This is a genomic window from Streptomyces sp. NPDC005722 (assembly GCF_040630935.1).
Lineage (GTDB): Bacteria > Actinomycetota > Actinomycetes > Streptomycetales > Streptomycetaceae > Actinacidiphila.
Genome location: NZ_JBEXYN010000012.1, coordinates 47457 through 73637 on the forward strand (window position 1 = coordinate 47457; position 26181 = coordinate 73637).

At 69.8% G+C, this 26181-nt stretch carries 18 protein-coding genes and 1 pseudogene; 14 read left to right on the forward strand and 5 right to left on the reverse strand.

The annotated features are described in order from the left end of the window. Positions 1–225: 225 nt before the first annotated feature. Complete coding sequence (locus tag ABZ479_RS16285; protein WP_500462214.1) at positions 226–2352, forward strand: GmrSD restriction endonuclease domain-containing protein; 2127 nt, start codon at positions 226–228, stop codon at positions 2350–2352. 168 nt (positions 2353–2520) lie between these two features. Here ABZ479_RS16285 and ABZ479_RS16290 read toward each other — a convergent pair whose 3' ends face one another. Then, entirely contained in the window at positions 2521–2940 is a 420-nt protein-coding gene (locus ABZ479_RS16290; RefSeq protein WP_500462215.1) for a ribosomal maturation YjgA family protein, read from the reverse strand. A gap of 163 nt (positions 2941–3103) precedes the next feature. Here ABZ479_RS16290 and pnuC (ABZ479_RS16295) point away from each other — a divergent pair, with 163 nt between their 5' ends. From pnuC (ABZ479_RS16295) to ABZ479_RS16325, 7 genes are all read left to right on the forward strand, one after another. Next, complete coding sequence (gene pnuC, locus ABZ479_RS16295; protein ID WP_500462216.1) at positions 3104–3763, forward strand: nicotinamide riboside transporter PnuC; 660 nt, start codon at positions 3104–3106, stop codon at positions 3761–3763. Further along, positions 3760–4863, forward strand: a complete 1104-nt coding sequence (locus ABZ479_RS16300; RefSeq protein ID WP_500462217.1) for an AAA family ATPase — start codon at positions 3760–3762, stop codon at positions 4861–4863. Before pnuC (ABZ479_RS16295) ends, ABZ479_RS16300 begins: the two co-directional genes overlap by 4 nt. A 228-nt stretch (positions 4864–5091) precedes the next feature. Then, positions 5092–5562 carry a hypothetical protein gene (locus ABZ479_RS16305; protein WP_500462218.1) on the forward strand — a complete coding sequence of 157 codons (471 nt, stop codon included), beginning with the start codon at positions 5092–5094 and terminating at the stop codon, positions 5560–5562. Next, positions 5562–6950, forward strand: a complete 1389-nt coding sequence (locus ABZ479_RS16310; protein WP_500462219.1) for a hypothetical protein — start codon at positions 5562–5564, stop codon at positions 6948–6950. The genes ABZ479_RS16305 and ABZ479_RS16310 overlap by 1 nt, the downstream gene beginning before the upstream one ends. Next, positions 6947–8395 carry a VWA domain-containing protein gene (locus tag ABZ479_RS16315; protein WP_500462220.1) on the forward strand — a complete coding sequence of 483 codons (1449 nt, stop codon included), beginning with the start codon at positions 6947–6949 and terminating at the stop codon, positions 8393–8395. The genes ABZ479_RS16310 and ABZ479_RS16315 overlap by 4 nt, the downstream gene beginning before the upstream one ends. 76 nt (positions 8396–8471) lie before the next feature. Next, positions 8472–9590, forward strand: a complete 1119-nt coding sequence (locus ABZ479_RS16320; protein WP_500462221.1) for an ATP-binding protein — start codon at positions 8472–8474, stop codon at positions 9588–9590. Beyond that, positions 9587–12382 carry a DUF5682 family protein gene (locus ABZ479_RS16325; protein ID WP_500462222.1) on the forward strand — a complete coding sequence of 932 codons (2796 nt, stop codon included), beginning with the start codon at positions 9587–9589 and terminating at the stop codon, positions 12380–12382. The genes ABZ479_RS16320 and ABZ479_RS16325 overlap by 4 nt, the downstream gene beginning before the upstream one ends. Positions 12383–12482: 100 nt before the next feature. On the opposite strand, the gene ABZ479_RS16330 is transcribed toward ABZ479_RS16325, so the two are convergent. After that, positions 12483–12659: a hypothetical protein gene (locus ABZ479_RS16330; RefSeq protein ID WP_500462223.1), complete on the reverse strand. Its 177-nt coding sequence runs from the start codon at positions 12657–12659 to the stop codon at positions 12483–12485. Between the two features lie 277 nt (positions 12660–12936). Then, the gene (locus ABZ479_RS16335) at positions 12937–17034 is read right to left on the reverse strand and encodes a S8 family serine peptidase (RefSeq protein ID WP_500462224.1); all 4098 of its coding nucleotides are present in this window, start codon (positions 17032–17034) and stop codon (positions 12937–12939) included. Positions 17035–17221: 187 nt separating this feature from the next. On the opposite strand from ABZ479_RS16335, the gene ABZ479_RS16340 reads away from it, so the two are divergent. From ABZ479_RS16340 to ABZ479_RS16350, 3 genes and pseudogenes are all read left to right on the forward strand, one after another. After that, positions 17222–18208 (forward strand): helix-turn-helix domain-containing protein, encoded by a 987-nt coding sequence (locus ABZ479_RS16340; RefSeq protein ID WP_500462225.1) that lies wholly within the window; start codon positions 17222–17224, stop codon positions 18206–18208. 152 nt (positions 18209–18360) lie between these two features. Continuing rightward, complete coding sequence (gene pnuC, locus ABZ479_RS16345) at positions 18361–18903, forward strand: nicotinamide riboside transporter PnuC (RefSeq protein WP_500462226.1); 543 nt, start codon at positions 18361–18363, stop codon at positions 18901–18903. Between the two features lie 11 nt (positions 18904–18914). After that, positions 18915–19933, forward strand: a pseudogene (locus ABZ479_RS16350) (AAA family ATPase). Between the two features lie 351 nt (positions 19934–20284). On the opposite strand, the gene ABZ479_RS16355 reads toward ABZ479_RS16350, so the two are convergent. Continuing rightward, positions 20285–20410 carry a hypothetical protein gene (locus ABZ479_RS16355; RefSeq protein ID WP_500462227.1) on the reverse strand — a complete coding sequence of 42 codons (126 nt, stop codon included), beginning with the start codon at positions 20408–20410 and terminating at the stop codon, positions 20285–20287. A 270-nt stretch (positions 20411–20680) separates the two neighbouring features. Here ABZ479_RS16355 and ABZ479_RS16360 point away from each other — a divergent pair, with 270 nt between their 5' ends. Further along, positions 20681–22489 (forward strand): GmrSD restriction endonuclease domain-containing protein, encoded by a 1809-nt coding sequence (locus tag ABZ479_RS16360; RefSeq protein ID WP_500462228.1) that lies wholly within the window; start codon positions 20681–20683, stop codon positions 22487–22489. Positions 22490–22496: 7 nt separating this feature from the next. Next, positions 22497–23549 (forward strand): CBS domain-containing protein, encoded by a 1053-nt coding sequence (locus ABZ479_RS16365; protein WP_500462229.1) that lies wholly within the window; start codon positions 22497–22499, stop codon positions 23547–23549. A 58-nt stretch (positions 23550–23607) separates the two neighbouring features. Here the strand turns inward: ABZ479_RS16365 and ABZ479_RS16370 are convergent, their stop codons facing one another. After that, positions 23608–23925, reverse strand: coding sequence for a hypothetical protein (locus ABZ479_RS16370; protein ID WP_500462230.1), 318 nt, complete (start codon positions 23923–23925; stop codon positions 23608–23610). A 516-nt stretch (positions 23926–24441) separates the two neighbouring features. Here ABZ479_RS16370 and ABZ479_RS16375 point away from each other — a divergent pair. Continuing rightward, on the forward strand, positions 24442–25932 hold the full coding sequence (locus tag ABZ479_RS16375) for a phosphorothioated DNA-binding restriction endonuclease family protein (RefSeq protein WP_500462231.1): 1491 nt from the start codon (positions 24442–24444) through the stop codon (positions 25930–25932). Positions 25933–26181 lie beyond the last annotated feature (249 nt).

Here is a 26181-nt window from a genome sequence, read left to right on the forward strand (position 1 = left end):
GGGTGGCGGCGAGAAGCCATGCAGGTCGCTGCCCGCTGTGGCCTCCCTGGTGGTCCGTTCCGTCTTGGGATTCACGAAGTGCCTGCGCGTGGAACGGTGTTGGGCCCGAGGCCACGTCTGCTCCCCAAGCTGCGGGTTGCTGAGCTTTTCGACGTCGAATGGCGGGTCCGGCTCTATAGTGTCGATCTGTTGCGACTCTTTCTGTTGTTCCGGGGGGACTCTTCCATGGCCAAGCCTCTCTACAGCGACACGACGCTTGCTGTGTCCCATCTGGTGCACGCCATTGAGTGCGGTGCCTTGGCATTGCCCGAGCTGCAGCGCCCGTACGTCTGGCCCGCCGCAAAGGCGCGCGACCTCTTCGATTCCATGTACAAGGGCTTTCCCGTCGGGAACCTGTTGTTCTGGAAGACCGGGGCAGAACCCGGCGCCCGCCGCATCGGCACCGACGCCAAGCACACAGCCGTTCCTCAGCATCTCATCGTCGATGGGCAACAGCGCTTGACCTCGCTTTACGCGGTGATCACTGCATCCCATGTGCTGGCGAACGATTTCACCCACCGTCGTATCAGGATCGCCTTCCGGCCCACCGACGCCACGTTCGCCGTCACCGACGCCGCCGTTGAGAAAGACCCGGAGTACCTGTCGGACATCAGCACCCTCTGGGAACCCGGCAATCGCAAGCGGGCCGTTCGCGGCTTCCTCGAACGGCTCTCACTCAAGCGTGACTTGGACGAGGCCGAGAAGGACAGACTGGACACCGCGCTCGACGACCTCTACAACCTCGAGAGCTATCCCTTCAAGATCGTCGAACTGGCCGAGAGTATCGAGGAGGAGGAAGTCGCCGAGATCTTCGTCCGGATCAACAGCAACGGTGTCACCCTCAACCAGGCCGACTTCATCCTCACGCTTCTCTCCGTCTACTGGGAGGAAGGCCGCTGCGCTCTGGAGGACTTCTGTCGCGAGTCCCGCAGTCCCAGCTCCGGTGGGCCGTCCCCCTTCAACTGGCACATCCAACCCGACCCGGCGCAGTTGCTGCGCGTCACCGCAGTACTCGCCCTCCGCCGCGCGGTCCTCAAACAGGTCTATGCCGTGCTGCGCGGCCGGGACGCAGACTCCGGAAGATCATCTGCCGACGTACGTGAGGAGCAGTTCGGCCGGCTCCAAGCGGCACAGAAACATGTGCTGGATCTGACCCACTGGCATGAGTTCCTGCAGTGCCTCGAGCGGGCCGGATTCCGCGGCAGCAAGATGATCAGCTCCGAGAACGCGGTGATCTACAGTTACGCGCTCTGGTTGGTCGGGCGCGTCGACTACCAAGTCTCGCTGGACAGGCTACGCGAGACCATCGCGCGATGGTTTTTCATGGCCCATACCACCAGCCGCTATTCGGGGTCCTTCGAGACACGCGTCGAACAGGATCTCGGCCGGCTGGGCAGTGTCGCGGCGGGCGACGCCGAGGCGTACCTCGCCACCCTGAACAAGGTCATCGACGACACTCTCACCCAGGATTACTGGTCCATCACCCTGCCCAATGCCCTGGACACGGCAGCAGCCAAATCGCCGGCGCTCATGGCGTACATCGCGGCCCTCAACATCCTGGACGCCGACGCCCTGCTGTCCACCGGGAAGGTCCGGGCCCGCCTTGATCCCGCGGTCATCGTGAAGAAGGGCATCGAACGCCACCATCTCTTCCCGAAGAACCACCTCAAGAACCGAGGCATTCCGGAGACCCAGCGGATCAACCAGATCGCCAACATGGCCCTGGTGGAGTGGAGCGACAACATCGCCATCTCCGACAAGGCGCCAACCGATTACTGGCACGAGCAGGTGGCGGCCAAGCGGCTGTCTGCCGACCGCATCGCTCGACAGGGGTACTGGCACGCGCTCCCAACCAACTGGGAGCGGATGGAGTACGACGACTTCCTCGCGGCCCGCCGCTCACTCATCGCGACAGTTGTGCGCGACGCCTTTGTCGAACTCGGCGACTCGGATTACCGCCCTCCGACGCCGTCCGGCCCGCCCACCCTGCCGGCGGCCCGGCAGGCAGTGCCCTGGATCCGCCTGACCGACCTCCTGGAACAGGGTCTCCTCGCGCCCGGCACGCGACTCACCCCTAAGCCGACGGGCGTCGAAGCAGAGGGAACCTTGAGCGTCGACGGCTGCATCGTTGTCGAGGGAGGGTCCTACGATTCCCCCTCACCCGCTGCTGCCGCTGTCGGCTGGAAAGTCAACGGTTGGACATTCTGGTTGGCGCACTTGCCGGCAGGGCCCGTCCTGATCGATGACCTACGGACGGAGTACCGCAGGATCGCAGCCCACTCGGAGCCCGCCGGTGAGGGCACCTCGCAGTAGCCACCTGACGGCACTGGGAGCGGCGGGGTTCCTGCGGAGTAACACACTGGCGTCACGACTGTTGCTTCCTCGCCCCCGGCCAAGCGGGCTGCCGTTGGTTGTGCCCGAGGTTCGGAGGCGGCTCATGGTGATGCGCGCCGGTCGGAGCACGGCATCAGCGAAGCCAGGTCAGCGGAGTGAGAGCAGGATCCGCAGGGCCGTGTGGATGAGCCAGCCCGCCGCGGCGCCGGCGGCGTACCCGAGCAGATCCGGCGCGTTGAAGGTGGAACCGAGCACGAGGCGGGCGATGCCGCTGCGCCGGGAGAGTTCGGCCGGGATGTCGCTGAGCTGCAGGAACTCGACAGCGCAACTGAACGCCAGCGCGCTCACGGCGGCCGTCAGGGGCGTGACCCGCGGGGCCAGCAGGACGACGAGCGCGAGGACCAGAACGGTGTACAGCGCGTCGCCGCCGTACTTGGCGACGTTCCCGTCGGCCACCGCCCTGAGCGCCAGCCCCGCGCCGACGGTGACCACCGAGGCCGCGGCCGCCGCCAGACGGATCCGTACCGGGTCGGGGGCACGTTCACGGGTTCGGGAGAGGAGGAGCACGTGGGCATTGTGCCGGACGCCCGGAGCGCGCCGCGGGCGTGGGCGGGACGGGAAGCAAGGGCCACGTCCGCTGGTCGACGGCGTACGGCGTCTCGTGGAAAACCTCTTGCGACCCCCCGGTGACCTCGTTATCGTCAATATGACGTTTACAGGAGGTCGCCGCGTGGCTCTCGCGGACTTGTTCGCCCCGCTCCAGCAGCCGCTGTTCACCCTGCTGGACACCCCCGTCAGCTGGGTGGAGGTGCTGGGCTTCGGCAGCGGTGCGCTGTGTGTGTGGCTCGTGGCCCGCCGGCACATCGCCAACTGGCCCGTCGGCATCGCCAACAACCTCTTCTTCATCCTGCTGTTCGGCGGCGCCGGGCTCTACGCGGACGCCGCGCTGCAGGTCGTCTACGTGGTGCTCGCGGTGTACGGATGGTGGTCCTGGGCGGCCGCCGGCCCCGCCGCCGGGCGGCTCGCGATCAGCCGCACCGACCGTCGCACCTGGGCGCTGCTGGCCCCGGCCACGGCCGTCGCCACCGTGCTGCTGACCGTCGTGCTCGACCGGTTCACCGACTCCACGGTGCCCTTCTGGGACGCGCTCACCACCGCGCTGTCACTGGCCGCCACCTACGGACAGTGCCGGAAGAAGATCGAGTCCTGGTACCTGTGGATCGCCGCCGACCTCGTCTACATCCCGCTGTACGCCTACAAGGGCCTCCACCTCACCTCGCTCCTCTACGCCGGCTTCCTGCTGCTGTGCCTGGCCGGCCTGCGCGGCTGGCGGGCGGAGGCGGCCTCCCGTGCGGAGGGCACGGAGACCCGGGTGGAGGTCGTGGCGTGAGCGAGTTCGACCACGGTCTCGTGCTCGGCAAGTTCTACCCGCCGCACGCCGGCCACCACCACCTCGTCCGCAGCGCCGCCGCGCGGTGCCGCCGGCTCACGGTGCTGGTCTGTGCCTCCGCCGTGGAGTCGGTCCCGCTCGAGGACCGCGTCGCCTGGATGCGCGAGGAGCACCCGGAGGCGGGCGTCGACGTCGTCGGCGCCGTGGACGACATCCACGTCGACTACACCGACCCGGCCGTCTGGGACGCCCACCTGGCCGTCTTCAAGGCCGCCGTACCGGATCCCGTCGACGCCGTCTTCACCTCCGAGCCGTACGGGGACGAACTCGCCCGCCGCTTCGGCGCGGTGCCGGTGACGGTCGACCTGCACCGCACGGCACACCCGGTCTCCGGCACCGCCGTCCGCGCGGACCCCGTCGCCTGCTGGCCCCACCTGGCCGCGCCGGTACGGGCGGGCCTGGCCCGCCGGGTGGTGGTCGTCGGCGCCGAGTCCACCGGCACCACCACCATGGCCCGCGCCCTCGCGGAGCACTACCGGGCGCGCGGAGGCGTCTGGGAGGAGACGCGGTGGGTGCCCGAGTACGGGCGCACCCTCAGCGAGGAGAAGTACGCCCGGCTGCTGGCGACCCGTCCGGACGCCACGTTCGACGAAGTGGAGTGGGACTCGGACGAGTTCGAGCTCATCGCCGAACGCCAGGCCGCGGACGAGGACGCGGCCGCACGCACCGGGTCGCCCGTCCTGTTCTGCGACACCGACGCCATGGCCACGACGATCTGGCACGAGCGCTACATGGGCGGCCCCGCCCCACGCGTCGAGGCCGTCGCCGCCCGGGGCCGGCAGCACCTGTGGCTGCTCACCGACGACGCCGGCGTGCCCTTCGAAGACGACGGGCTGCGCGACGGAGAGCACCTGCGTTCCTGGATGACGGGCCGCTTCCGCACCGAACTCACCCGCCGCGGCCTGCCGTACGAGGTGCTCACCGGACCGCACGAGCAGCGGCTGAAGACGGCCGTGGCGGCCGTCGACGCCCTGCTCGCCCGCGGCTGGGGGTTCACCGCGCCACTGCCGGAACGGGGCGGGTTCAGGCTGCCGCGGTGACGCGGTCCGGGGCCCGCGGAGGCGGCGCCGCGCGGCCCTGCCGCGATCCACCGCGGAACACCCACACCGAGCGCCCTCGTGCCCCTGACCTGGGCCTGTGCACGACCGGACGGCATTGTCAGTGATCGCGGATATGTTCAATGACGTCCCGCCGATCCGGCGCGGAATACCCCCTGCTGCACAGGAGATGGCGCGTTGTCAGATTGGGAGAGGTCGAGCACGGCCCGGGTGACGGCACCCGCGCGGCCGCGCAAGCTCGCCAAGGTTCCGTTCGTCGAACTCGCCGACGGACGCTTGCAGGGCGTGGTGTCCAGCGGCTCGGACATCGAGCGCGTCTACGTCTCGTCGGTCGCCGCCGGCAGCTACGCCTACACCTGCAGCACCAACAACAACCGCCCCTGCGGCGGCGCACGGGGCGGCTTCTGCAACCACATAAGGGCCCTGATCGTCGAGGCCGTGCTGCAGTACGGCGCCGAGCGCGTCGCCCGCTACGTCAAGGTGGAGAGCGCGTCCGGCGAGTCGGACGCGCAGAGCGTCACGGCCGCCATGACGAGCGCGCGCCCGTCACCGGGCGACAAGCAGGCGGCGGCGCCGGTCTTCAGCCGGTTCCTGCGCCACCTCGCCTACCTGGAACTCGCCCCCACCACGGCCCCCCTGCCCGAGATGCAGTGGTTCCCGCCGACCAGGGCGGTGGCGTGATGCGCATCGACCTGCTCACGGAGGACGTCCCCGGCCTCGAAGAGGCCCTCGCGGCCGTCGACGCCTTCGACGCGACGCTCGTCGGCGGACTCCTGCGCCCGCAGCCCGCCCAGGCGGCCGGCCTGACGGAACTCGTCCACGCCGTCGCGGGGACCCCGCTGGCCGCGAGGGTCGCCGAGGCGGCCGAGAAGGCGGCCGCCGGCGCCGCGAGCGAGGACCACCTGGTGGTCCTGGCCGCCGCCCGTACCGCGCTGCTCGGCTCCGTCCACGACGCGCTGACGTCCCGGATCCAGGAGGCCACCGGCCGGACCCGCGGTGACGGTACCGTCCCGGAGCCCGAGGACGCACAGGCCCCGAACGTGCTGGCCGCCGCCCGGTCCTGGCTGTCCGACCTGGCCCGCGCCGGCTGGCAGGGCATCGACCACGACCTGGTGTCGGGTGCGGCGCAGATCGTCTCCGCGATGCTGCCCGAGCCGGGACTGCGCCGGCTGGCCACGCTCCTCGACGGCTTCGCCGCCGAACTCGCCGCCTCCTGCCCGGGCGCCACCATGGAAGGGTTCCCGGTACGCCGCTGGGCCGACCTGTGGTCGCGCGGGATGCTGCTGACGCTGCCCGGCGCGATCGGTGCTTCCGGCACCGGGACGGCGACCGGCCGCCTCCTGCCCCTCGGCGTCGACGTGCAGGAGCACGCCACCGCCGTACAGGCCCAGGTCCACGCCGTACTCGAACCCGCGGACGGCGGGGCGGCCCACCTGGTGCGCGCGAGCGTGTCGGTGCCGAAGCCGGACACCGTCGTCGGCGCCGGACTGTGGCAACTGCTCCGCCCGCACATGTCCCTGCTCGCGGCCGTCAGCGAAGGCCGCTCCATGGACCTCGCCGGCATGCCGGTCACCGCCGAGGGCGATCTGCTCTGGAACGACGCGCACGCCCAGGCGGGCGAGCCCGCCGACGCCTTCGTCACCGCCCGCGTCGCGCTGCCCACCGCCGCCGACCCGGTCGTCGCCCCGCTGGACCGCCACCCGGCGCGCATCGCCGTACCCGTCTTCCTGGAGGGCTACGCCGCCGCCATCGCCGACGACACGGTGACGTTCACCGTCGCCGGTCAGACCCTCGCCGTCGGCACCGACCGCGTGCCGGCCGCCGGACCACTCACCCCGGAGGCCGTCACGGCGTCGGGCGCCTGCATCGCGCTGCTCCGCTGGGACGACGGCGCGTACCGGGTCCAGCCGCTGGCGGTCGAGACGACCGTGCGGAAGAAGGCCGTCACCGTCCACGCCGGGGCGTGGGCGGGCGGGACGACCGACAAGAACGGCGTCAAGGCCGAGAAGGCCGCCACCGACGCCGTGCAGGTCCTGCGGGAACGCGCGGGAAGGCTGCTGCGCAAATGACCGAGACCACCGAGGGAACCACCGCGAAGACCGACGTCACGGACGGGTCTCCCGTGGCCGACCCCCACGACAACCGCCGTCAGGTCCTGTACTGGCGCCTGCTCGCCCGGCTCTTCGACCACGAGGAGCAGGCCGGCCTGGAATCGGCGAGCCTCGCCGTCGTCGAGGACATCGGCCTGCCGCCCGCCCTGCTGGACCCGCAGACCTCCGTCGACTCCATCGTGCAGCGCCACCCGGAGCTGGCAGCCGAGTTCGACGGCCTGATGGCACCCGAGCCCGATGCCGAGGACGGCGCACGCGACCGGGCCGCCGAAGTCCGCCGTGCCGCGCTCGTCTCGAAGGTGCTGCTCAACGTCTTCGCCTCCGGCTCCGGCACCGTCACCGCCGGGCAGCTGGCACGCTGGCAGGCCGACGCGGGCTGGCTGGAACGCGCGCTCGGCTGCCGGCCCGGTGAGCTGCGCGGCGGCCGCGCCGGGGGACGCATGGCTGGACCAGGCGTCAGCCCCACCGGCACCGGCGGCGGGGGCACCACCCCCGACCTCAGCCGTCTGATCCCGGCGATCGGCCCCGAACTCGGCGCGATCGAGGCAGACCTCGTCAAGCGCATGCACCTGCGCGAGGTGCTGGCCGACCCCAAGCTCGCCGCGCAGCTCACCCCGAGCATGTCGCTGATCGAGCAACTGCTGCGGGACAAGAACAACCTCTCGGGCGTCGCCCTCGCCAACGCCAAGTCCCTGATCCGCCGCTTCGTCGACGAGGTCGGCGAAGTGCTGCGCACCCAGGTCGAGAAGGCCACGGTCGGCGCGATCGACCGCTCCGTCCCGCCCAAGCGGGTGTTCCGCAACCTCGACCTCGACCGCACGATCTGGAAGAACCTCACCAACTGGAGCCCGGAGGAGCAGCGGCTCTACGTCGACCGCCTCTACTACCGGCACACCGCGCGCAAGACGACGCCCCAGCGGCTGATCGTCGTCGTCGACCAGTCCGGCTCGATGGTCGACTCCATGGTGAACTGCACCATCCTCGCCTCGATCTTCGCGGGCCTGCCGAAGGTGGACGTCCACCTGATCGCGTACGACACGCAGGCACTCGACCTCACGCCCTGGGTCCACGACCCCTTCGAGACACTGCTGCGCACCAAGCTCGGCGGCGGCACCGACGGCACGGTCGCCATGGCGCTCGCGCAGCCGAAGGTCGCCGAGCCCCGCAACACCGTCGTGGTGTGGATCTCCGACTTCTACGAGTGGCGCACCGAGCCGCTGTTCGAGAGCATGGCCGCCCTCCACCGCTCGGGCGTCAAGTTCATCCCCGTCGGCTCGGTGACGAGCTCCGGCCGCGGCAGCGTCAACCCGTGGTTCCGCGAGCGCTTCAAGGACCTCGGCACACCGGTGATCTCCGGCCACATACGCAAGCTCGTCAACGAGCTGAAGACGTTCCTGGCCTGAGCGCCGCCGGGCACTCAAAGACACCGCAAGGCAACCCAGGTAACCCGAACAACCCACCACGCCCGAAAGGCCCCTCATGTCCGACCTGTTGCGCGCCCCCGCCGAGACCAAGTACGCCGAGGAACTCGACTGGCTGGAGTCGGTCGACGACAACCCCAAGCCGTTCTCCTGGCGGCTGTCGCCCAAGATGGTCCGGCTGTTCGTCCTGGGCTCCGAGCCCTCCGACGGCCTGGACCGCGAGATCGCGCAGAAGTGGTTCGGCGACCGCAGCTTCGTCGAGCGCTCCATCGTCACCCTCGCCTCCGACCGCGGCCTGCTCCTCATCGGCGACCCCGGCACCGGCAAGAGCTGGCTCGCCGAGCTGCTGTCCGCCGCGATCTCCCGCAACTCCACCCTCGTCGTCCAGGGCACGGCCGGCACCACCGAGGACCACATCAAGTACTCCTGGAACGTGTCCATGGTCATCGCCAAGGGCCAGTCGCGGGAGTCGATGATCCCCTCGCCGATCATGACCGCCATGGAGACCGGCGCCATCGGCCGCTTCGAGGAGCTCACCCGCTCCACCAGCGACGTCCAGGACGCCCTGATCTCCATCCTCTCCGAGAAGTACATCTCGGTTCCCGAACTCGACGGCGACAGCGACAACATCGTCTTCGCCAAGCCCGGCTTCTCGATCATCGCCACCGCCAACAGCCGCGACCGCGGGGTCAACGACCTCTCCTCCGCGCTCAAGCGCCGCTTCAACTTCGTCCGCATCCCCGTCGTGACGAACAAGAAGAGCGAGGCGGAGATCGTCCGCTTCCGCACCGAGGAGCTGCTGCGCCGCCACCAGATAGAGCTGGACGTGCCGCCCACCCTCCTGGACGTGCTGCTGCAGAGCTTCGCCGACCTGCGCGCCTCGGCCGCCGCGGCCGGCAGCGACGACGAGAAGCTGGAGTCCGCCCTGTCCACCGCCGAGCAGATCGGCGTCCTGGAGGACTCCATCCTGCACAGCAACTTCTTCGGCGAGCGCGCCCTGACCGCCCGCACCCTGGCCTCCTCGCTCGTCGGCTCGCTGGCCCGGCGCGAGCCCGAGGACCTGGCGATCCTCAACAAGTACCTGCACGGCGTCGTAGAGCCGCGCAGCAAGGACGAGGGCGGCGCCTGGCCGGAGTTCCTGGAGGGCGGCCGCGACGCGATCGCCACCCTGTCATGAGCGCCACCCAGGGCCCCCACGAGGGCACTTTCGAGGCGCTGCGCACCCAGCTCCGCGAAGCGGCCACGACGTTCGCCGACGGCCCCGACGCCCTGGAGGGCATCCTCCTGGGCATGGTCGACGACGTCGACCGCGCGGTGCGCGAGCCGCTGGAGGTCTTCCCGGTCTGCCACCACTCGCCGGCCTCGGCGGTCGCCATGGCGCGCCGCCTGCGCGAGAAGCAGCCCAAGGTCGTGTACCTGGAGCTGTGCGAGGACATGACGCCGCTGCTCACCGAGCTGCGCAACTGCCGGCTCCCGGTCGCGGTCCAGGCGTACGCGAGCGAGGTCGACGGCTTCCCCGCCGACTGGGCCCCACTGTCGGTGGTCGCGCCGATCACCGAGGCCTCGGCGGAGTACCAGGCGATCGCCTACGCGCTGGACACCCCGGGCGTGGAACTCGTCCTGGTCGACCGCTCCTCCGACCACGTCTTCCAGTGGGACGCCCGCGCCGAGCGGCCCGACACGACGGAGGACCCGGAGGCGCCGCCCGCCGAGGAGGAGGCCGCGCTGCACGGCGACGCGGTCGGGGTGGAGATCGGCGACCTGCGGCCGCGCTTCGCCGAGCTGGAGGAGCACCTGCTGCGCCACGGCCGCGTGCGGCACTGGTCGGAGTGGTGGCACCAGTACGTCGAGCTGCCGCTCGGCGACGCCGACCACGACACGTACCGCCAGGTCATGTTCCTCATCGGCAGCCTCTTCCGGCGCCTCGCCCCGGGCGACCCGCACCGGGTGCGCGTGGACGAGGACCGCGAGCGCCACATGTGGACCCGGATGCGCGAGCACCTGGCGTCCACCGGCACCGACCCGGCGGACTGCGTCTACGTCTGCGGCGCCTTCCACGCGGCGAGCCGCGTCGCGGAGTTCGGCGTGGACGGCACCGACTCCTTCGAGATCAGCCCGCGCAGCGGCACCAAGTGGCTGCACGGCCTGATCCCGTCCAGCCATGCGGCGATCGAGGCGCAGTTCGGCCTGGCGGCGGGCTCGGTGTCGATCGCGGCGACGCAGTGGACGAAGAACCTCAAGCGCACACGCGTCAAGCCGTACCGCCTGACGGGTCAGGCGGGCGCGAAGAAGACGACTCCCGCCAAGACCCCGCCCCCCGCACCACAGGCACCGGCGGCCGACCAGCTGACCGGCTTCCTCCAGCGCCCACCCGTACTGGACCACCTGGACGAGGCCGAACTGCTCGGCTGGTCGGTGGACATCGTGCGCGCCGCCCGCCGCAACGGCTACCTCGCCTCGACCGCCGACGCCATCGCCGTGTTCGAGACGTCGATCCTGCTGGCGGGGATGCGGGACCGGGCCAGGCCCACGCCGTACGACTTCCAGGACGCGGCCGTCACGTGCATCGAGAAGGACGCGGTGCCCGGCCGGCGCGACGTGCGCCGACTCGTCGAGATCATGATGGGCGGCGACCGGATCGGCCAGGTCGGCTACGACGCCCTGCCGCCCCTGGCCCGCGACGTGCACGACCGGCTCGCCCCCCTGAACCTCAAGCTCCAGCAGCGCGGGGTGCAGCGCGCCCTGCTCGACATCGCCGCCCACCCGGAACTCGGCCCGTGCTCCGACGTCCTGTGGATGCTGCGCCGGCTGATGCCGGACGGCACCGCCCGGCCGATCATGGGCGAGCGGAAGCTCGGCGAGCGCCCGATCCAGGAGTCCTGGGACCTGGCCATCGGCACGCACCAGCGCGCGCTGATCGAGCTCGGCTACGAGGGCGTCAGCATCGAGCAGGTCCTCGAACAGCGCCTGCGCCGCCGCGCCTACGACCCGAAGGCCACCGCGGCGACCGTCCTGGAAGCCGTCGAGGACGCGACGCTGTACCTGAACAGCCGCCGCCTCGCCGACGAACTCGGCACGCGCGCCCTGGAGGTGCTGTCGGCCGAACGCACGGTGGACGGCGCCCCGGAGGTGCTGCGCCGAGTACGCCGGCTCCTCGCCTACTACCGCACGAGCGAACCGACGCTGCCGTCGTGGATCGAGTCCTTCACCAAGACCGGCTACGCGCACTACTGCACCCTGCTGCCGACGGCGTTCACCGACGAGGACGCCACGGTCCGCCAGGTGGCGGCGATGCTGGGCTTCCTGTTCAGCATGGAGACCCTGGCGCTGTCGCTGGGCTGCGACCGCACGCAACTGGAACTGGCGGTGGCGCAGTCCCACCCGCAGGACCCGTCGAAGACAGCACTGCTGTGGGCCGCCCAGGTCCACCTGGGCACCCAGACCCGCGCGGAGCTTCGGACGCGGTGCGACGAGCTCCTGGCCAACCCGATGGTGGTCCCGGCCTACCCCCGCTACCTCAGCGGCCTGCTGCACGCCCTGGAACCGGTCCCGGGCCTGGCGGACATCGTGGTGGAAGCCGTCTCCAAGGCCTTCGGCCGCCTGCCGGACCAGGTCCTTCTCCCCTGGCTCCCCACCCTGATCACAAGCCTCCGCGCGAGCGGCACGGAACTAGCCCCCCTCCTGATCCGCGAGGCCGGCCGCATGTTCCCAGCCCGCCTCCCGGCCCTCGACGCATGGATCCCCCCGTGGAAGGCGGAGCCGGCGCAGCCGGTCCTGGCAGCACGCAAGCAATCCGTCCGGAGCGCCACCCTCCTCACCGCCCACCCGGCAACGACCGACGCACTGGCCCACCTCCTGGGCTGCAACGCCCCCTGGACCAGGGTGGACCCGGAGCCGACGGGCGCTGTCCTGCTCGACCGCTACCCGGCCACGTCTGCGGCCCTGGAGGCGCTTCTGGCCAGGGTGTGACTTCGGGCGGGGACACCAGCCTGTCGGACGGGCGCAGTTCCCGTCGCCGGGCGACACCTACCTGCTCCGGCGGGGTGGCGGTCCTGCTGCCGACTCCCCCTCAGGCGGCGGGCGGGACCTGGGTGGTGGCTCGGGCGCGCGCCCGCAGGGCGTAGCAGGAGACGAGGACCATGGCGGCCGTGGCGGGCAGCGCGACCAGTACTCCGGCGAGACCACTGCTGATCACGAAGCCGGCGAGAGTGCCGATGAAGAAGATCACCGGGATCCAGCGCGGCACGGCGCGGCCGCGCCGCAGGGCGACGGCGATCAGCGCGGTGGTAGCAGGAAGCGACCGGCGGGAGCGACGCTCCTGCGTGAGGCGATGGCGACGCGGAGGATGCCCGGTACGTGAACGCCTCCGGCTCGCGCGTCCCCGGCCGCCGCAAGCCTGCGCAGCGGGCGAGTCCGCTGCGCCGGCTCGTGCACAGGAGCCTGTGTCCATGGTTGCGATTCGGCACAGGCGCGCCACGGGGACGGGAAGCGGTGATCGCTTCCCGCCCCGAACCGCCGCGCGCTCAGTAGGAGAACTGGCGGATCTGGCCGTCGTAGGCCCCGTACGTCCAGCCCGTGCGGGTCGCCGGGTCCAGCTGGACGGAGTTCATCACACCGCCGTGGACCAGGGGACCGCCGTGCCCCGTGATCTGGAAACCGGACAGCGTCCGCACCACCTCCCCGGTCGTCACGTCGATGACGAGCAGCTGACCGGTGGCGTTGTTGTCGGCGACGACGGCCGTGCCGGAGCCTGCGTAGCTCGTGCCCTCCGGCGCCGTGAACGCCGCCACCGCGAGCCCGTTTGCGCCGTCCACCGCCATCCCCGTGGCGGGGCCGCGCCGTACCGTCACCGGGTCATCCGTCTCGCCGGTCGCCACGTCGAGCGAGCCGAGGACGCTGGTCGGGACGATCTTGGTGCTGATCGCGGTGGCCGACAGGTTGTAGAGCGTGCCCGCGCCGTCGGAGCCGAAGCCGTTGCTGCAACCGGACATGGTCCCCACGGGGCTGACGCTGCGGGTCTGCAAGTCCACGCGCGGGATCTGCACGCCGCCCAGGCAGAGGGCGATGAGGGCGCCCTTCGCCAGGTAGACGTCCCCGGTGGAGGTGTCGATGTCCAGGAGGCTGTACGAGCCCTTGGCGACGTTCGGCAGATCGGCAGTGATGGGGTCCTCGGTGGTGCCGTTCGCGAGGTCGACGGGCAGCACCAGGTCGGTGTTGTCGGAGACCGCCCGGAGCAGCAGCGCGCCGCGGGAGCGGGCGGCGTCGACGCGTCCGACGACGAACCGGTAGTCGGCCGCCGCGAGCGTGGTCCGCCCGACGAGGGTGCCGGTGGCGGTGTTCCAGGTCTCCACCTGCACATCGCCGCCGGGCTCCGCCTGGTGCACCGCAAGGGCGCGGTGCGTGGCGGGGGCCACGCCGAGGACCTCGTACTCCGATCCGTCGCCGCTGTCCGAGGCGATGACCGGGCCGTAGACGCCGGTCCTGGTGGAGTAGTGGCGGATCTCGGTGGCACCGGAGACGGTCCGCAGTGCGGCGACCGAGTCGTCGCCCGCGGCGGCGAAGGACAGCACCGTGCTTCCGGCCGGGGCGACGCCGTCGTCGACCTCGAGGGTCGAGACGGGAGACGCCTGGCCGATGACCCGGTGCTTGCTGTCGAGGGCCATGACGCGCACGCCGTAGACAGTGGAGGAGGACAGGCCCAGCCGCAGGGCGTCGAGGTCGATGCTGCCCTTGTTGGCGGGCAGGACACGGTGGGCTGTGGAGGGCGCGTCGACGCCGTTGTCGTCGAGGGCCGTGCCGTTGGCGTTGGTGAAGGTGTTCAGCGAGTTGTGGAGCGTCGGGGCGGGCGCGGCGAACTCCACCTGCGCGTACTTCGCCCCCGGCACGTCGCGCACGTCGTACCGGACGGCGAAGCCGGCCTTGGCACGGGTGACCTGGGTGCTGTGCGCGGGGATGCCGTCCTGCCCGGTGACCAGCGGTGCCTGCGGGCGCTGCTCGGCGGTTCCGCCGTCGACGCGGACCGGCGCGAACTCCCCGTAGGTTGTCAGGCTGGGGTTGGCCCCGAAGCCGGACTGGGCGATGCCGATGCCGTAGAGGCCACCCCCGGCGCCGAACGCGTCGGCGGGGATGGTGACCGTGCCGGAAGTGGCCGTCAGGGCCTGGTGCCACGCGGCGCTGAACAGCGGCGCGAGGGCGGGGTTCCAGTGGCCGACGGTGGACACGACGAGCTGCGGGTCGTTGAGCTTGGCGACGCCGGACAGGTCGTAGGTGACGGTGACCGCGTGGCCGGCCTTCACCACCGCGGGGCCCTTGGGCGCGGTGCTCTCCACGTAACGGCCGTCGCTGGGGCCGACGGTGAGGGTGCGGCGCACGGTGGCCTGGGTCCGGCCGCCGATCTGTACGCGGTAGGTGGCGGTGATCGTGCGGTCGGAGTCGGAGACCACGGGGAGTCCGGCGGCGTTCAGCAGTTCCGTCGGCGTCACCCGGATCGCCGGGGTCGCGGAGCGCCAGGTCCGCGCGCCCACGGTGAGCGTGTACGTGGGGCTGGCGCCCTTGGGGAGGCCGGTGACGTCACCGGCGAAGGTGACCGGGCCCACCAGGCCCATGCCGTTGCCGCCGGAGGCCATGTCGCCGAGGTCGATGCGGCCCGGGTCGGTCGTCTCCAGGAACTGCCCGCCCAGGCCCGCGTTGGTGACCCGGTGGGCGACCGACAGCCGTACGGCCGCGGTGGCGCCGCCGCGGTGCCCGAGGACGTCCTCGACGGCGGCGGTGACGTCGATCTGCCGGCCGACGTTGAGCTCGCGGTCGATCTGCGCCGGGGTGGCGACCTCACGGCCGGTCCGCTTGAGGACGTCCCGTACCTGCGCGGGCGTCAGGTGGTGTCCGGCGAGCCCGGCGGCCTGGAGCACGACGGCGGCGGCCGCCGCGATCTCGGGTGCGGACGCAGACGTGCCGCCGTTGAGGACGGGGGTGACGGACTGTGCGTCGCCCCGCTCGGTGTGGGTGAAGGCGACGATGTTGTCGCTGGGCGCCGAGAGGTCGATGCGGGTGCCGAAGCCGGAGGAGAAGGTGCCGAAGCCGCTGATGCGGGTCTCGGCGGTGGTGGCGGGCCCGGTCCGGGACGCGAGGGTGTCGTCCAGGGTGGTGCCGCCGGCGGCTATCGCGCCGCTGTCGGGGACGTGTGACGGGGTGGTGGAGTAGACCACGTCGTTGATGTCGGTGGCCGACTTGTCGTTCTTCGCGGTGTCGGTGGGCGTGCTGCCGCCGTCGGGGCCGACGGCGGCCGGGGTGTAGAGGCGGGTTCCGTCGTTGGAGGAGATCACCACCACGACGTGGTCCTTCTGGACGATCGAGGCGACGACGGACCGGATGTACGGGTCGTCCTCGAGGTAGCGCCCCGGGAAGCCCTGGGCGTCGGTGCCGAAGCCGAGGCTGGCGGTGATGACGTCCGGCTTGGGGGACTGGTGGGCGGCGGCCAGGAGCGCGGTCGCGATCTGGTCCATCGTCGGCTGCTGCGGGACGACGAGGCGGTAGTCGGCGCCGGGGGCGACACCGAGCAGGTCGGTGTAGTCGCTTCCGGTCCGGTCGGGGCGCTGCCGGTCGTGGGCGAGGGGCGCCATGACGCTGAAGTCGAGGAGGACTTCGCCGAGGCCGGGATCCTGGTCCTTGGTGGACGCCGAGCCGCTGAGGCTGCCGTCGGGGGCGGCGACGTAGGCGGGGATCAGTGGCATGGAGGGGAGATCGAGGTAGCGCTGACCGTCCTGGAGCACGGTGGTGGGGCCGTGGCCCTGGACGTAAGCGTCACCGGCGTCGGCCATCGCCTGGTCGGTCAAATCGCCGATGGAGACGTTGGTGATGGTGCGGCCGGCGCCGGGCTGCTGCCCGTAGCGGCCCTGGAGGATGTCGAACGCGCCGACCGCGTTGACGCCGCCGGCGTTGAGGAAGGCCTGGGCGGAGTTGGTGAGGGCGAAGTTGGTGGGGATGGGGGAGGCGCCGGGCGGCGCTGACGCTGGTGTGTGCTTCGCGGACGCCCTTGCGGGGGTGGGCAGTTGCCGCCCTCCGGTGTTCATGGTGTTCACGTAGCGGTTGGGCTCGGCACCGGCGATCCCCGGCGTGCCCTGGAGGGCGCGGGCGACGGCGGCGGAGTCGCGGTTCCCGGTCCGTACGACGTAGGTGCGCGACAGGTCGGCGGCGTCGTCGCCCAGGCGCGTGCGGGCCGATGTGGTCATCGACTCGGTGGTGGAGGCCGACAGAGAGGGGAAGAGCGGCTGGAGCGCGGTGGCCCCGACCGCGTTCAGCTTCTTGTTCACGGCGGCGCTGCTGGTGCCGGGCGCGTGGGCCTGGGCCCTGTTGCCCGGCAGCTCGCGGCCGGTCACGGCGGTCTGCGGGGAGAAGGTCACCAGCACCTGGCCCGGGACTACGCCGGCGCGCTGGGCGGGCAGCGCCTTCTGCGGTGACGCGTCACCGAGGGGCGTACGGCCTGCGAGGGACGGGGCGGAGCCTTCGCTCGCGGAAACGGGAGCGGCAGAGGCCGGGAGCGCGGCGGTGAGGGCCAGGAACACGACGGACGTGACGGACACGGCACCGAGCCGTCGTCTGCCGTGCGGATGGGCACGCGACATGGAACACCTTTTCAGCGGGGCGAGGGTGTGCGGGGCGACACACCGTGGCGCGCTGACGCCCACCTCAACGCAGGGCAGCGCGCTCGTTGCTGGAAGATGTCAAGTGCGGCGGACCAGACGCAAGGTGGGAAAGGTGGCCTACCTCCGCCAGGTGGCCGGTTGGTGCCACGGAGGTGTGGGAGAAGGCATGGAATTTACCGTACTGGGGTTCACGGCGGACGCAGAGCGCGTGTACACGGCGCTGGTGGGGATGCCGCGGTGCACGGCGGCGGAGGTCGCCGAGGCGTGCGGCCTGGCCGCGCCCGCGGCGGGGAAGCTGCTGTCAGGCCTGGTCAGGGACGGCCTGGCGGTGCGCAGCGCCGGGCGGCCGCCGAGGTTCTCGGCCGCGGCCCCCGATGTCGCGGTCGGCGCGCTGATCAACGAACGGGAGCAACAGCTCGGCGAAGCGCGGGCGCTGGTGCAGCGGCTGATCGAGACGCACCGGGAGGCGGCCAGGATCAGCCACCCGGACATGGCCGCCGAACTGCTGACGGACCGCGACGACATCAGCAAGGCCGTGCACCGGCTGACGACCGGAGCGCGCCGCGAGGTGTGCGCCTTCGACCGCCCTCCGTACGTCGACCGGCCCGGCAGCAACCTCGATGGCCAGCTGGAGCGGCAGCGGACGGGGGTGGTCCACCGGGTGATCTACGACCGCGAGGCGGTGTCTTGGCCGGGCAGGCTCCTGGACGACATCATGCCGAGCATGCGAGCGGGGGAGCAGGCCCGGATGCGGCCGGAGCTGCCGTTGAAGCTGGTGATCAGCGACGGCCGTGCCGCGATCATCCCGTTCAGTTTGGCGCCGGGCGGCCAGTCCGCGGCGTATCTGATCCACCCGTCGCCGATGCTGGTGGCGCTGCAGTCGCTCTTCGAGGCGCAGTGGGAGCGGGCGATCCCGCTGGGGGAGGCGGCCGGGCCGATTTCGGCGGAACCGGGGCAGCCGGGGCAACCGGGCGCCGAGACCCTGGCCCTGGTCAGCCTGCTGGCCTCCGGGCTCACGGACGCGGCGATTGCCCGCACCCAGGGCTGGAGCGCCCGGACCACGCAGCGGCGCATCCACCGCCTGATGACCGAACTCGGCGCGTCCACCCGCTTCCAGACGGGGCTGGAGGCAGCCCGGCGGGGGTGGCTCTGAGCGGCAGGCGAAACTCCCTTGCCCCTCCCGCACGCCCGGCATCATCGGCAGTGTGACGTTTAGGAGGTCGCCGCGTGGTTCTCGCGGACATGGTCACCCGGCTCCAGCAGCCCCTGTTCACCCTGCTCGACACCGCCGTCAGCTGGGTGTAGGTGCTGGGCTTCGGCAGCGGAGCGCTCTGCGTATGGCTCGTGGCCCGCCGGCACATCGCCAACTGGCTGATCGGCATCGCGAACAACCTTCTCTTCATCCTGCTCTGCGCCGGCGCCGGACTGTACGCGGACGCCACCCTCCAGGTCGTCTACGTGGCGCTGGCGGTGTACGGCTGGTGGGCTTGGGTCGCCGGGGCGTCAGGGAACTTCACCATCAGCCGCACGGACGCGCATACATGGCGGATTCTGGCCGCCGCGACGGTGGCCGCCACCGGGCTCCTGACCGTGCTGCTCGACCAGGCCACCGACTCGACGGTGCCGTTCTGGGACGCGCTGACGACGGTGCTGTCGCTGGCCGCGACGTACGGCCAGTGCCGGAAGAAGATCGAGTCCTGGTACCTCTGGATGGCCGCCGACGTCGTCTACATCCCCCTGTACGCCTACAAGGGCCTCTACCTCACGTCGCTGCTCTACGCGGGCTTCCTGCTGCTGTGCGCGGTGGGGCTGCGGGCCTGGCTCAGCGAGGCCGGGGCGGTCCGGTAGGAGGCCCTGGCATGAGCGAGTTCGACCACGGGCTGGTGCTGGGCAAGTTCTCTCCGCCGCACGCGGGCCACCACCACCTGGTGGGCAGCGCGGCCGCGCGATGCCGCCGGCTGACGGTGCTGGTGTGCGCCTCCGCCGTGGAGTCGATCCCGCTGGCAGACCGGGTGGCGTGGATGCGCAAGGTGCACCCCGAGTCGGGCATCGACGTCGTGGGCGCGGTCGACGACATACCCGTCGACATCACGGACCCGGCGGTGTGGGACGCCCACATGGCCATCTTCCGCGCGGCCGCCGCTTCGGCGCGACGCCGGTCACGGTGGACATCGCCCGCAAGGCCCGCCCGGTCTCGGGCACGGCGGTCCGCAGGGACCCGGAGCGCTGTTGGCGCCACTTGGCCGCCCCGGTGCGGGCGGGACTGGCCCGCAGGGTGGTCGTGGTGGGCGCGGAGTCGACGGGCACGACGACGATGGCCCGGGCGCTGGCGGAGCACTACCAGGCAAGGGGCGGGGTGTGGTCGGGGACGCAGTGGGTGCCGGAGTACGGTAGGGCGTACAGCGAGGAGAAGTACGCAAGTCTCCTGGCCGCCAGCCCGAACGCGCTGTTCGCCGACGTCACCTGGACTTCGCCCGACTTCGAGCTGATCGCGGAACGCCAGCTCGCGGACGAGAACGCGGCAGCGGGAGCCGGCTCCCCGGTCCTGTTCTGCGACACGGACCCCCTGGCCACGACGATCTGGCACGAACGCTACATGGGCACCCGCAACCCCCAGGTCGAATCCATCGCGGCCCGCGCCAACCATCACCTGTGGCTCCTCACGGACGACGAGGGCGTCCCTTTCGAGGACGGCGGCCTGCGCGACGGCGAACACGTGCGCACATGGATGACGGACCGCTTCCGCGAGGAACTGACGGGCCGCAACCTCCCCCACATCCTCCTGACGGGCCCGCACGCCGACCGCCTCCGCACGGCAGTAACGGCCGTCGACACGCTCCTCACGACCGGCTGGCACTTCACCGCCTCCCTCCCATAGCGCGGAGGACTCGCCTCTCCGCAATGACCGGCAACGGGTTCCGGCGGATGAGGAACCAGTCAACGAGGCTGACTGCCGCTCTGTTCTGGCCTCCGCACAGACCATCGGAAGAAATCGGCGGGTTCCGGGCGGTCCGGCCGGATCCGAAAGCTGTGCACACGGCTTCGGAGGTCCCGTGTGTCCCACACGTGCTCGCAGGTCACGTAGCCATGGGTCCACTATCGCAGCGCACGCGTCCACGAATAGGCCGTGGGCCGCAGATTCGGCTCGGAATCGTGCGTGCTTGCCCTGCCGCGGTCGGGCAACCCGGGCGAGCCGCCTCCCGCTCAAGTAGGCCGCGCCGGCCGATCGTCAGCCGGTGTAGTAGTCCGCGGCGATGAGGCTCCTCCTCGCGGAGTCCCTGGCGGAGATCGAAGGATAGGCGTCGGCATGTGCCGCCGCGGTGATCATCTGGCACGCGGCCGTGATCGTGACCATGACGTTGGTGGCGAAGGGGCATTGTGGACCGGACGGCCGGGACAGCATGGCGACTTGGGACCCCGAGGGCGTAGGGCGAAACGGCAACACCATGGTGCGCTTGGAGAGCACAGCGGACGGATCGTCCGGCCGCTGCCGAACCGTCGATGCCGGTGCGTGGCAGTGGTGTCGGTGAATGACTTGACTGTGGCCAACCCCGTTGATGGAATGGCATGTTCACCGCGTGACGGGCGGTGACGCAGCGTTCGGTCCGAGACGGAAAGACACAGCGTGGCACTCGACAGTCTGAAACTCAGCGACGCCCTTGAGGACGTCGCTTCCGGCGCCTTACAGCTCCCCGACTTCCAACGTGAGTGGAAGTGGGACGACGAGCGCATCAGGGCACTCATCGCGACGGTGACACTCGACTATCCGCTCGGGGTGGTGATGGCGCTGCAGACCAATGGCACCTCACTGTTCCGCACCCGGACGCTCAAGGGCGCCGAGGATGCGGAGGGCCGAGTGCCCGACCTCCTGCTCCTCGACGGCCAGCAACGTTTGACCTCCCTCTTCCAGGCCCTGCACCGGGATCGCCCGGTGGAGACGGTGGATGCTCGCGGCAAGGAGTTGAGGCGCTGGTACTACGTCGACATCGCCAAGGCCATCGGGCCACCGGCCGAACGCGACGAGGCCATCGTGTCCGTGCCTGAGGACAAGATCCTCAAGACCGGCTTCAACCGCAGGGACCCCATCGACCTGAGCACCGTCGAAGGTGAGTGCGCGGCCGGTTACTTCCCCCTCCACTTCGTGTTCGACACCGAGCGAGTGAATGCCTGGCACCAGGAGTACGTTAAGGCCGACGTCACGAACTGGGGGTTCTGGGGACAGTTCCAGATGCACGTTCTCAACCGCATGCAGTCGTTCCAGGTCCCGATGATCAAGCTCGCGGCCTCCACGACCATGGACGCGGTCTGTGCCGTGTTCGAGCGGGTGAACACCGGTGGCGTGCCGCTCAACGTCTTCGAACTGCTGACGGCCACCTACGCGGGCAATCAGGAGTACGTGACCGAGCACGGCGACTACTACAAGCTCCCCGACGCCTGGCTGGACATCAAGAAGGGCCTGACGTCGTCATACCCCGTGTTCGGACGCATGGAGGCCGGCGTCGAGGACGGGCTCAGCAGCAGTGATTTCCTCCAGGCGGTGGCGCTCGTCCGAACCTGGGAGCGCAAGCGCCAGGAGCCACGGGCTGCGGTCTCCTGCAAGCGGCGTGACCTGCTGGAACTGCCGCTCGCCGACTTCAGCCTGCTCGCCCCACGCGTGGCGGAGGCCTTCGAGTGGGTGGGGGCTTTCCTGGAACGGCAGTGCATCGTACGCGCCCCCGATCTGCCGTATCGGACCCAGCTGGTGCCGCTGGCCGCCGTACGGACGATTCTCGGCGAGGAAACCGAGACGGTAGCGGCCGACGAACTACTCACTCAGTGGTTCTGGTGCGGTGTGCTCGGCGAAATGTACGGCGGTTCGACGGAAAGCCGCTTTACCCGCGACGTGGAGCAACTCGTCGAACGACTCCAGGGCAACACGGAACTGGTCCCCGACACCATCGCTGAGGCGCTCTTCCTGGACGACCGGTTGGACACCCTCAGCACGCGCAACAGCGCTGCGTACAAGGGGGTTTACGCGCTTCTGGTCAAGCAGGGGGCAGTGGACTGGTACTTCACCGAAGCCCCCCTGAACGCCGCTCGCCTGGCCGAGTACAGCGTGGAGGTACGCCAGATCTTCCCGAAGGCGTGGATCGACAAGAACCACCCGGCCTACAGCAACCGGGCGAACTCGATCATCAACAAGACACCCCTGTCGCTGCGGGCCAGCAAAAGCATGACAGGGTCGCCCGCCGGCTACCTCAAGACGCTCGCGCTCGAGTCGGGAATGCGCCCCGAGTGGTTCGACGACGTCATTGGCACCCACCTCATCGACCCCGCCGCACTGCGCGCCGCCGATTTCGAGCAGTTCTACGAGAACCGATCCAAGCAGCTGCTCGAGCTGGTCATGTCCGCCATGGGCAAGCGCACCGTCTTCCGCGACCTAAAGGTCGGGTGAAGCGGCCGTGCTTCGGAACCCCTCTGACGACGAACTGCTCGCGTTCAAAGGCCGCCGCATACCTCTCGTCGAGCTCCTGACCTGCTTCAACACCCGATTCCGCAACGACCAGGCGATCCTGCTCATCGAGCAGCGGTTGAAGGAAGTCGGTCTCGCGACCCTGCCGTACTTCGCCACCTGCGGCAGCCAGTCCGAGATCCACATCGTTGCCCAGGGGTCCGCGGTGACGGGCGAGGGAGACGGCGCGGGCGAGGAGCAGGAGGACGAGGCTGGGCTGCTGCCCGGTGCACTGCCTCAGCAGCCCTTTCGTATCGGTGACCTTCCAAGTGCTCACGCCGGGGTCGACTCGGTCACCTCTGCCTCGGATTTCACCGAGGCGACCTACATCATGCACACGAAGAACTACTCCCAGGTCCCAGTGCTGGAGGACCAGTACACGGTGACGGGTGTTGTTACCTGGCGCTCGGTGGCCAAGATGTATGCCACAGGGGCGACCGTGGCGTTGGTCAACGCGATTGTGGAGGACCCCCCGGTCGCGCACGCCCACGACGACTTCTTCGCCATGCTCCCCAATGTCTGCGAGCACGGATATGTGCTGGTCAGAGCCCACAACGGCCGCATCAGCGGCATCGTCACGGCCACGGACATCACCCAGCGCTTCGACATCACGGCGTGGCCGTTCTTCGTCGTGGGCGAGATCGAGATCCGGTTGCGCAAGTGCCTCGGTGCAAAGTTGAGCGAGGACGCGATCCGCAAGGTGCAGCGGAACGACAACAAGACAGGGAAGATCGCGGACCTCACATTCGGCCAGTACGTGATACTCCTCGATGGCGACCAGCGGAACAAGAACGGACAGCGCCTGGAGCAGAAGTGCGCTGAGGCGGACCAGAACTGGCAGGCTCTCGGCTGGTCCGGAGTGAACCAGGTCCAGTTCGTGCACCAGCTCAACCGGGTGCGCAACATCCGGAACCAGATCGCGCACTTCGACGCGGAGCCGCTGTCGCCACAGCGGAGTGAGGAACTGCGTCAGTTCGTGGGACTGCTGCGCCAGCTCACCTGACGAACGCTGGTGAGCCGGTCCTGGGTGTCACCTCCAGGACCGGCTCACGGTCCTCTGCTCAGCGCAGTTCAGACTGGTCCCGCAGCAGTCCGGTGTGCAGCCGTAGGGTTCGCCCGTCCGGCAGTGTTTCCAGTACCTGGACACCGTTGTGGTTGAGCAACTGCGTTAGCACGGCCGCGAAGCCGTCGGCGGTTCGGTTGGCGGGCAACCCGACACGCTGTGCCATGTGCACCCGATCGATCCGGACGCTGTAGTCGGGATCCCGGGCGAGCCGGTGTCGACTGAGGGCCTTCACCACGGGTGTGATCCGCTCGGGGTCTCCGCTCGCCAGCGCCTCGCCGACAGCACTGAAGCGTGCTTCAAGCCCTGCCGTCAATACTGGACTTGTCCCTGCAGCCCGTTCCGCCCCGAACTGGCGGGAAAGGGCGCCCGCCCGGTTGGGAACGAACCCGGTCAGCCGCCTGGCCTCCGCCGCCGTTTCGTCACTGTCCGACCGTCCCGTCAGTAGCAGGGCGGAGGCGAACTCCTCGAGCAGGACCGTCCGAAGGTCGCCGTGAGGGCGTCCAGATGCTCACCCTGGGCAGGCGGCTCCTCTCCGCTTTGTATCAGTTGCTGCTGCTCAGCCGGCAAAATCCCCGACTCGGAATCGTAGCGGCCGGGGCACGGAAGGTGCTGCCTCATGGCGGTGATCAACCTTCCGGCACGCAGGCCCGGGTACCTCTTGAGCAGAGCCGGATGCGCTTGCTGGGCCAAGTCCTCGACAGATAGCCATCGTTAGTATGAAAATCTGATCCCCATGGGGCATGAGTATGGTGGCCGCCTGATCTTCGGGACTGGCGCAATAACGGACAAAAGGGATGTTACGAACCCTGCCGGGGGAGTTGATGCCTCTGTGCAGTGGCTACTGCAGCCCAGGGGTGGGCGGCGGCTTCGCGGGCCTGAGAACTTCGACCGCTCGATACGGAAGGGCATCCGGCTTAAGGAGTACGAGCACGTCCTGGGCGAGCATGCGGAGCAACTCAAGAAAATCTTCCCCGACGGAGTGGCCCGGCTGTGGGGAGCGACGCCCGTCAAGAAGGATTCCCATCCCAAGGGCACCGCGCTGCGCGGGCAGCAGGTCAACGACGAGGTGCTGTTCTACGCCGACAAGTCGTTCATCGCCAAAGCTCGCGTGCTCGGGCTGCTCCGAAATCCGGAGTTGGCCAGGGCGATCTGGGGGGAGGCCGAAGACGGGCGAACCTGGGAACACATCATGGCGCTCGGAGACGTCTTCGAGTTCAGGATCCCGGCGGCCCCGATCCTGAGCGCATTGAAACTGCACAAGGAGGTGCGCTACCTCACGCTGGTGCGGGCTGCTGAGCGGCGGCGTCAGCTGGGGCTGCTGAGTGAACTGCTGAGCGGGCAGGAGCCGGTTGGAGGTTCAGCTTCAGGCGGTGAGCGGGCTGCACCCCCGACGAAGATGGGACGCGAGGAGCTCTTGCGTGCCCTCGGCACCTTGGACGCCGGCATCCCGGCGGCAGGCTACACACGCTGCGGATCACTCACGCTGTTGTGGGCCATTGGCCGCCTGGCCTCGGGGCAGAGTCGACTTGTGCCCTCGGACGTCTTCAGTCATGAGGTCGGGCCGCTCCTGCTTGATTTCGGAGATCGCGACGCCGGGGTGACGCCTGAAGTTGCATTCCGGAACATGCAAAGGAGTCGAGTGTGGGAGATCGAAGGCATAACGGATGAAGGCGTCGGTCCAGCGTCGGCGGCGGGCGTCGCCAAGCCCGGAGCCGCAGCTGGACTGACGTCCGAGGTGGCGAAACTCCTGCAGCAGCCGCTCACCCGTGCCGAAGCGATCGGCCTGCTGTGCACCTCTTACCTTCCTGACGTTGACCAACAAGCGCTGCTGACACGCGTAGGTCTCGCTGGCTACGCGAGCGCCAGTGGAGCGGTGGGTTCCGATGTTGGGGACGAAGGCAGCGGTGATGAGTCGTCTGGAGGCGGGCGACGACGTCGTGTGAGCTCAACACGTCCCGAGCGGGATCCACGTCTGGTTGAGAAGATCAAGTTGCTGTACCAGCATAAATGCCAGGTCTGTGGTCTTCGGCTGGAGACCCGTTTCAGCCACTACAGCGAGGCGGCGCACATTCAAGGGCTTGGAGCCCCGCACGACGGATCGGACAAAATGTCCAACTTGTTGTGCCTTTGCCCCAACCATCATGTTCAGTTCGACAGGCTCTTTCTCTTCATCGATGAGGACTGGAACGTGCGACGAAGCCGCGATGGGGAATTGATCGGCACTCTGATGCGCCATCCCGAGCATGTCATCGATGAAGAGTGCATCGGGTATCACAGAGCGTTGTGCGGTCGCGTCCGCTACAGTCTCGGCGCGGATTGACTCCCTGAGTCGGAGGTGTGACTCCCGAGGCATGGCCGCGGCGGTCCGTATATCCTCTTGCGCGCTCTTTCCAGATCATCGCTCTCTCTCGCCGTATTGCACAGAAGAAGGCCGGCGTCTATCAAGCCGCTTGGTGATCCTGGGAGACCTGCGTGCTTTGGTGGCCCACACCGGCCACGCTGCGGACTTCGACCGGATGGCAATTCCCCGTTCCTGACCGCCTCTTTTGGGGCCCGCCGTCACTTCCCG

Bases quoted from the DNA above. Each gene is read 5' to 3' on its own strand.
- ABZ479_RS16285 (WP_500462214.1), top strand. From the start codon at position 226: ATGGCCAAGCCTCTCTACAGCGACACGACGCTTGCTGTGTCCCATCTG.
- ABZ479_RS16310 (WP_500462219.1), top strand. From the start codon at position 5,562: ATGCGCATCGACCTGCTCACGGAGGACGTCCCCGGCCTCGAAGAGGCC.
- ABZ479_RS16315 (WP_500462220.1), top strand. From the start codon at position 6,947: ATGACCGAGACCACCGAGGGAACCACCGCGAAGACCGACGTCACGGAC.
- ABZ479_RS16320 (WP_500462221.1), top strand. From the start codon at position 8,472: ATGTCCGACCTGTTGCGCGCCCCCGCCGAGACCAAGTACGCCGAGGAA.
- ABZ479_RS16325 (WP_500462222.1), top strand. From the start codon at position 9,587: ATGAGCGCCACCCAGGGCCCCCACGAGGGCACTTTCGAGGCGCTGCGC.
- ABZ479_RS16335 (WP_500462224.1), bottom strand. From the start codon at position 17,034: ATGTCGCGTGCCCATCCGCACGGCAGACGACGGCTCGGTGCCGTGTCC.
- ABZ479_RS16340 (WP_500462225.1), top strand. From the start codon at position 17,222: ATGGAATTTACCGTACTGGGGTTCACGGCGGACGCAGAGCGCGTGTAC.
- ABZ479_RS16355 (WP_500462227.1), bottom strand. From the start codon at position 20,410: ATGGTCACGATCACGGCCGCGTGCCAGATGATCACCGCGGCGGCACAT.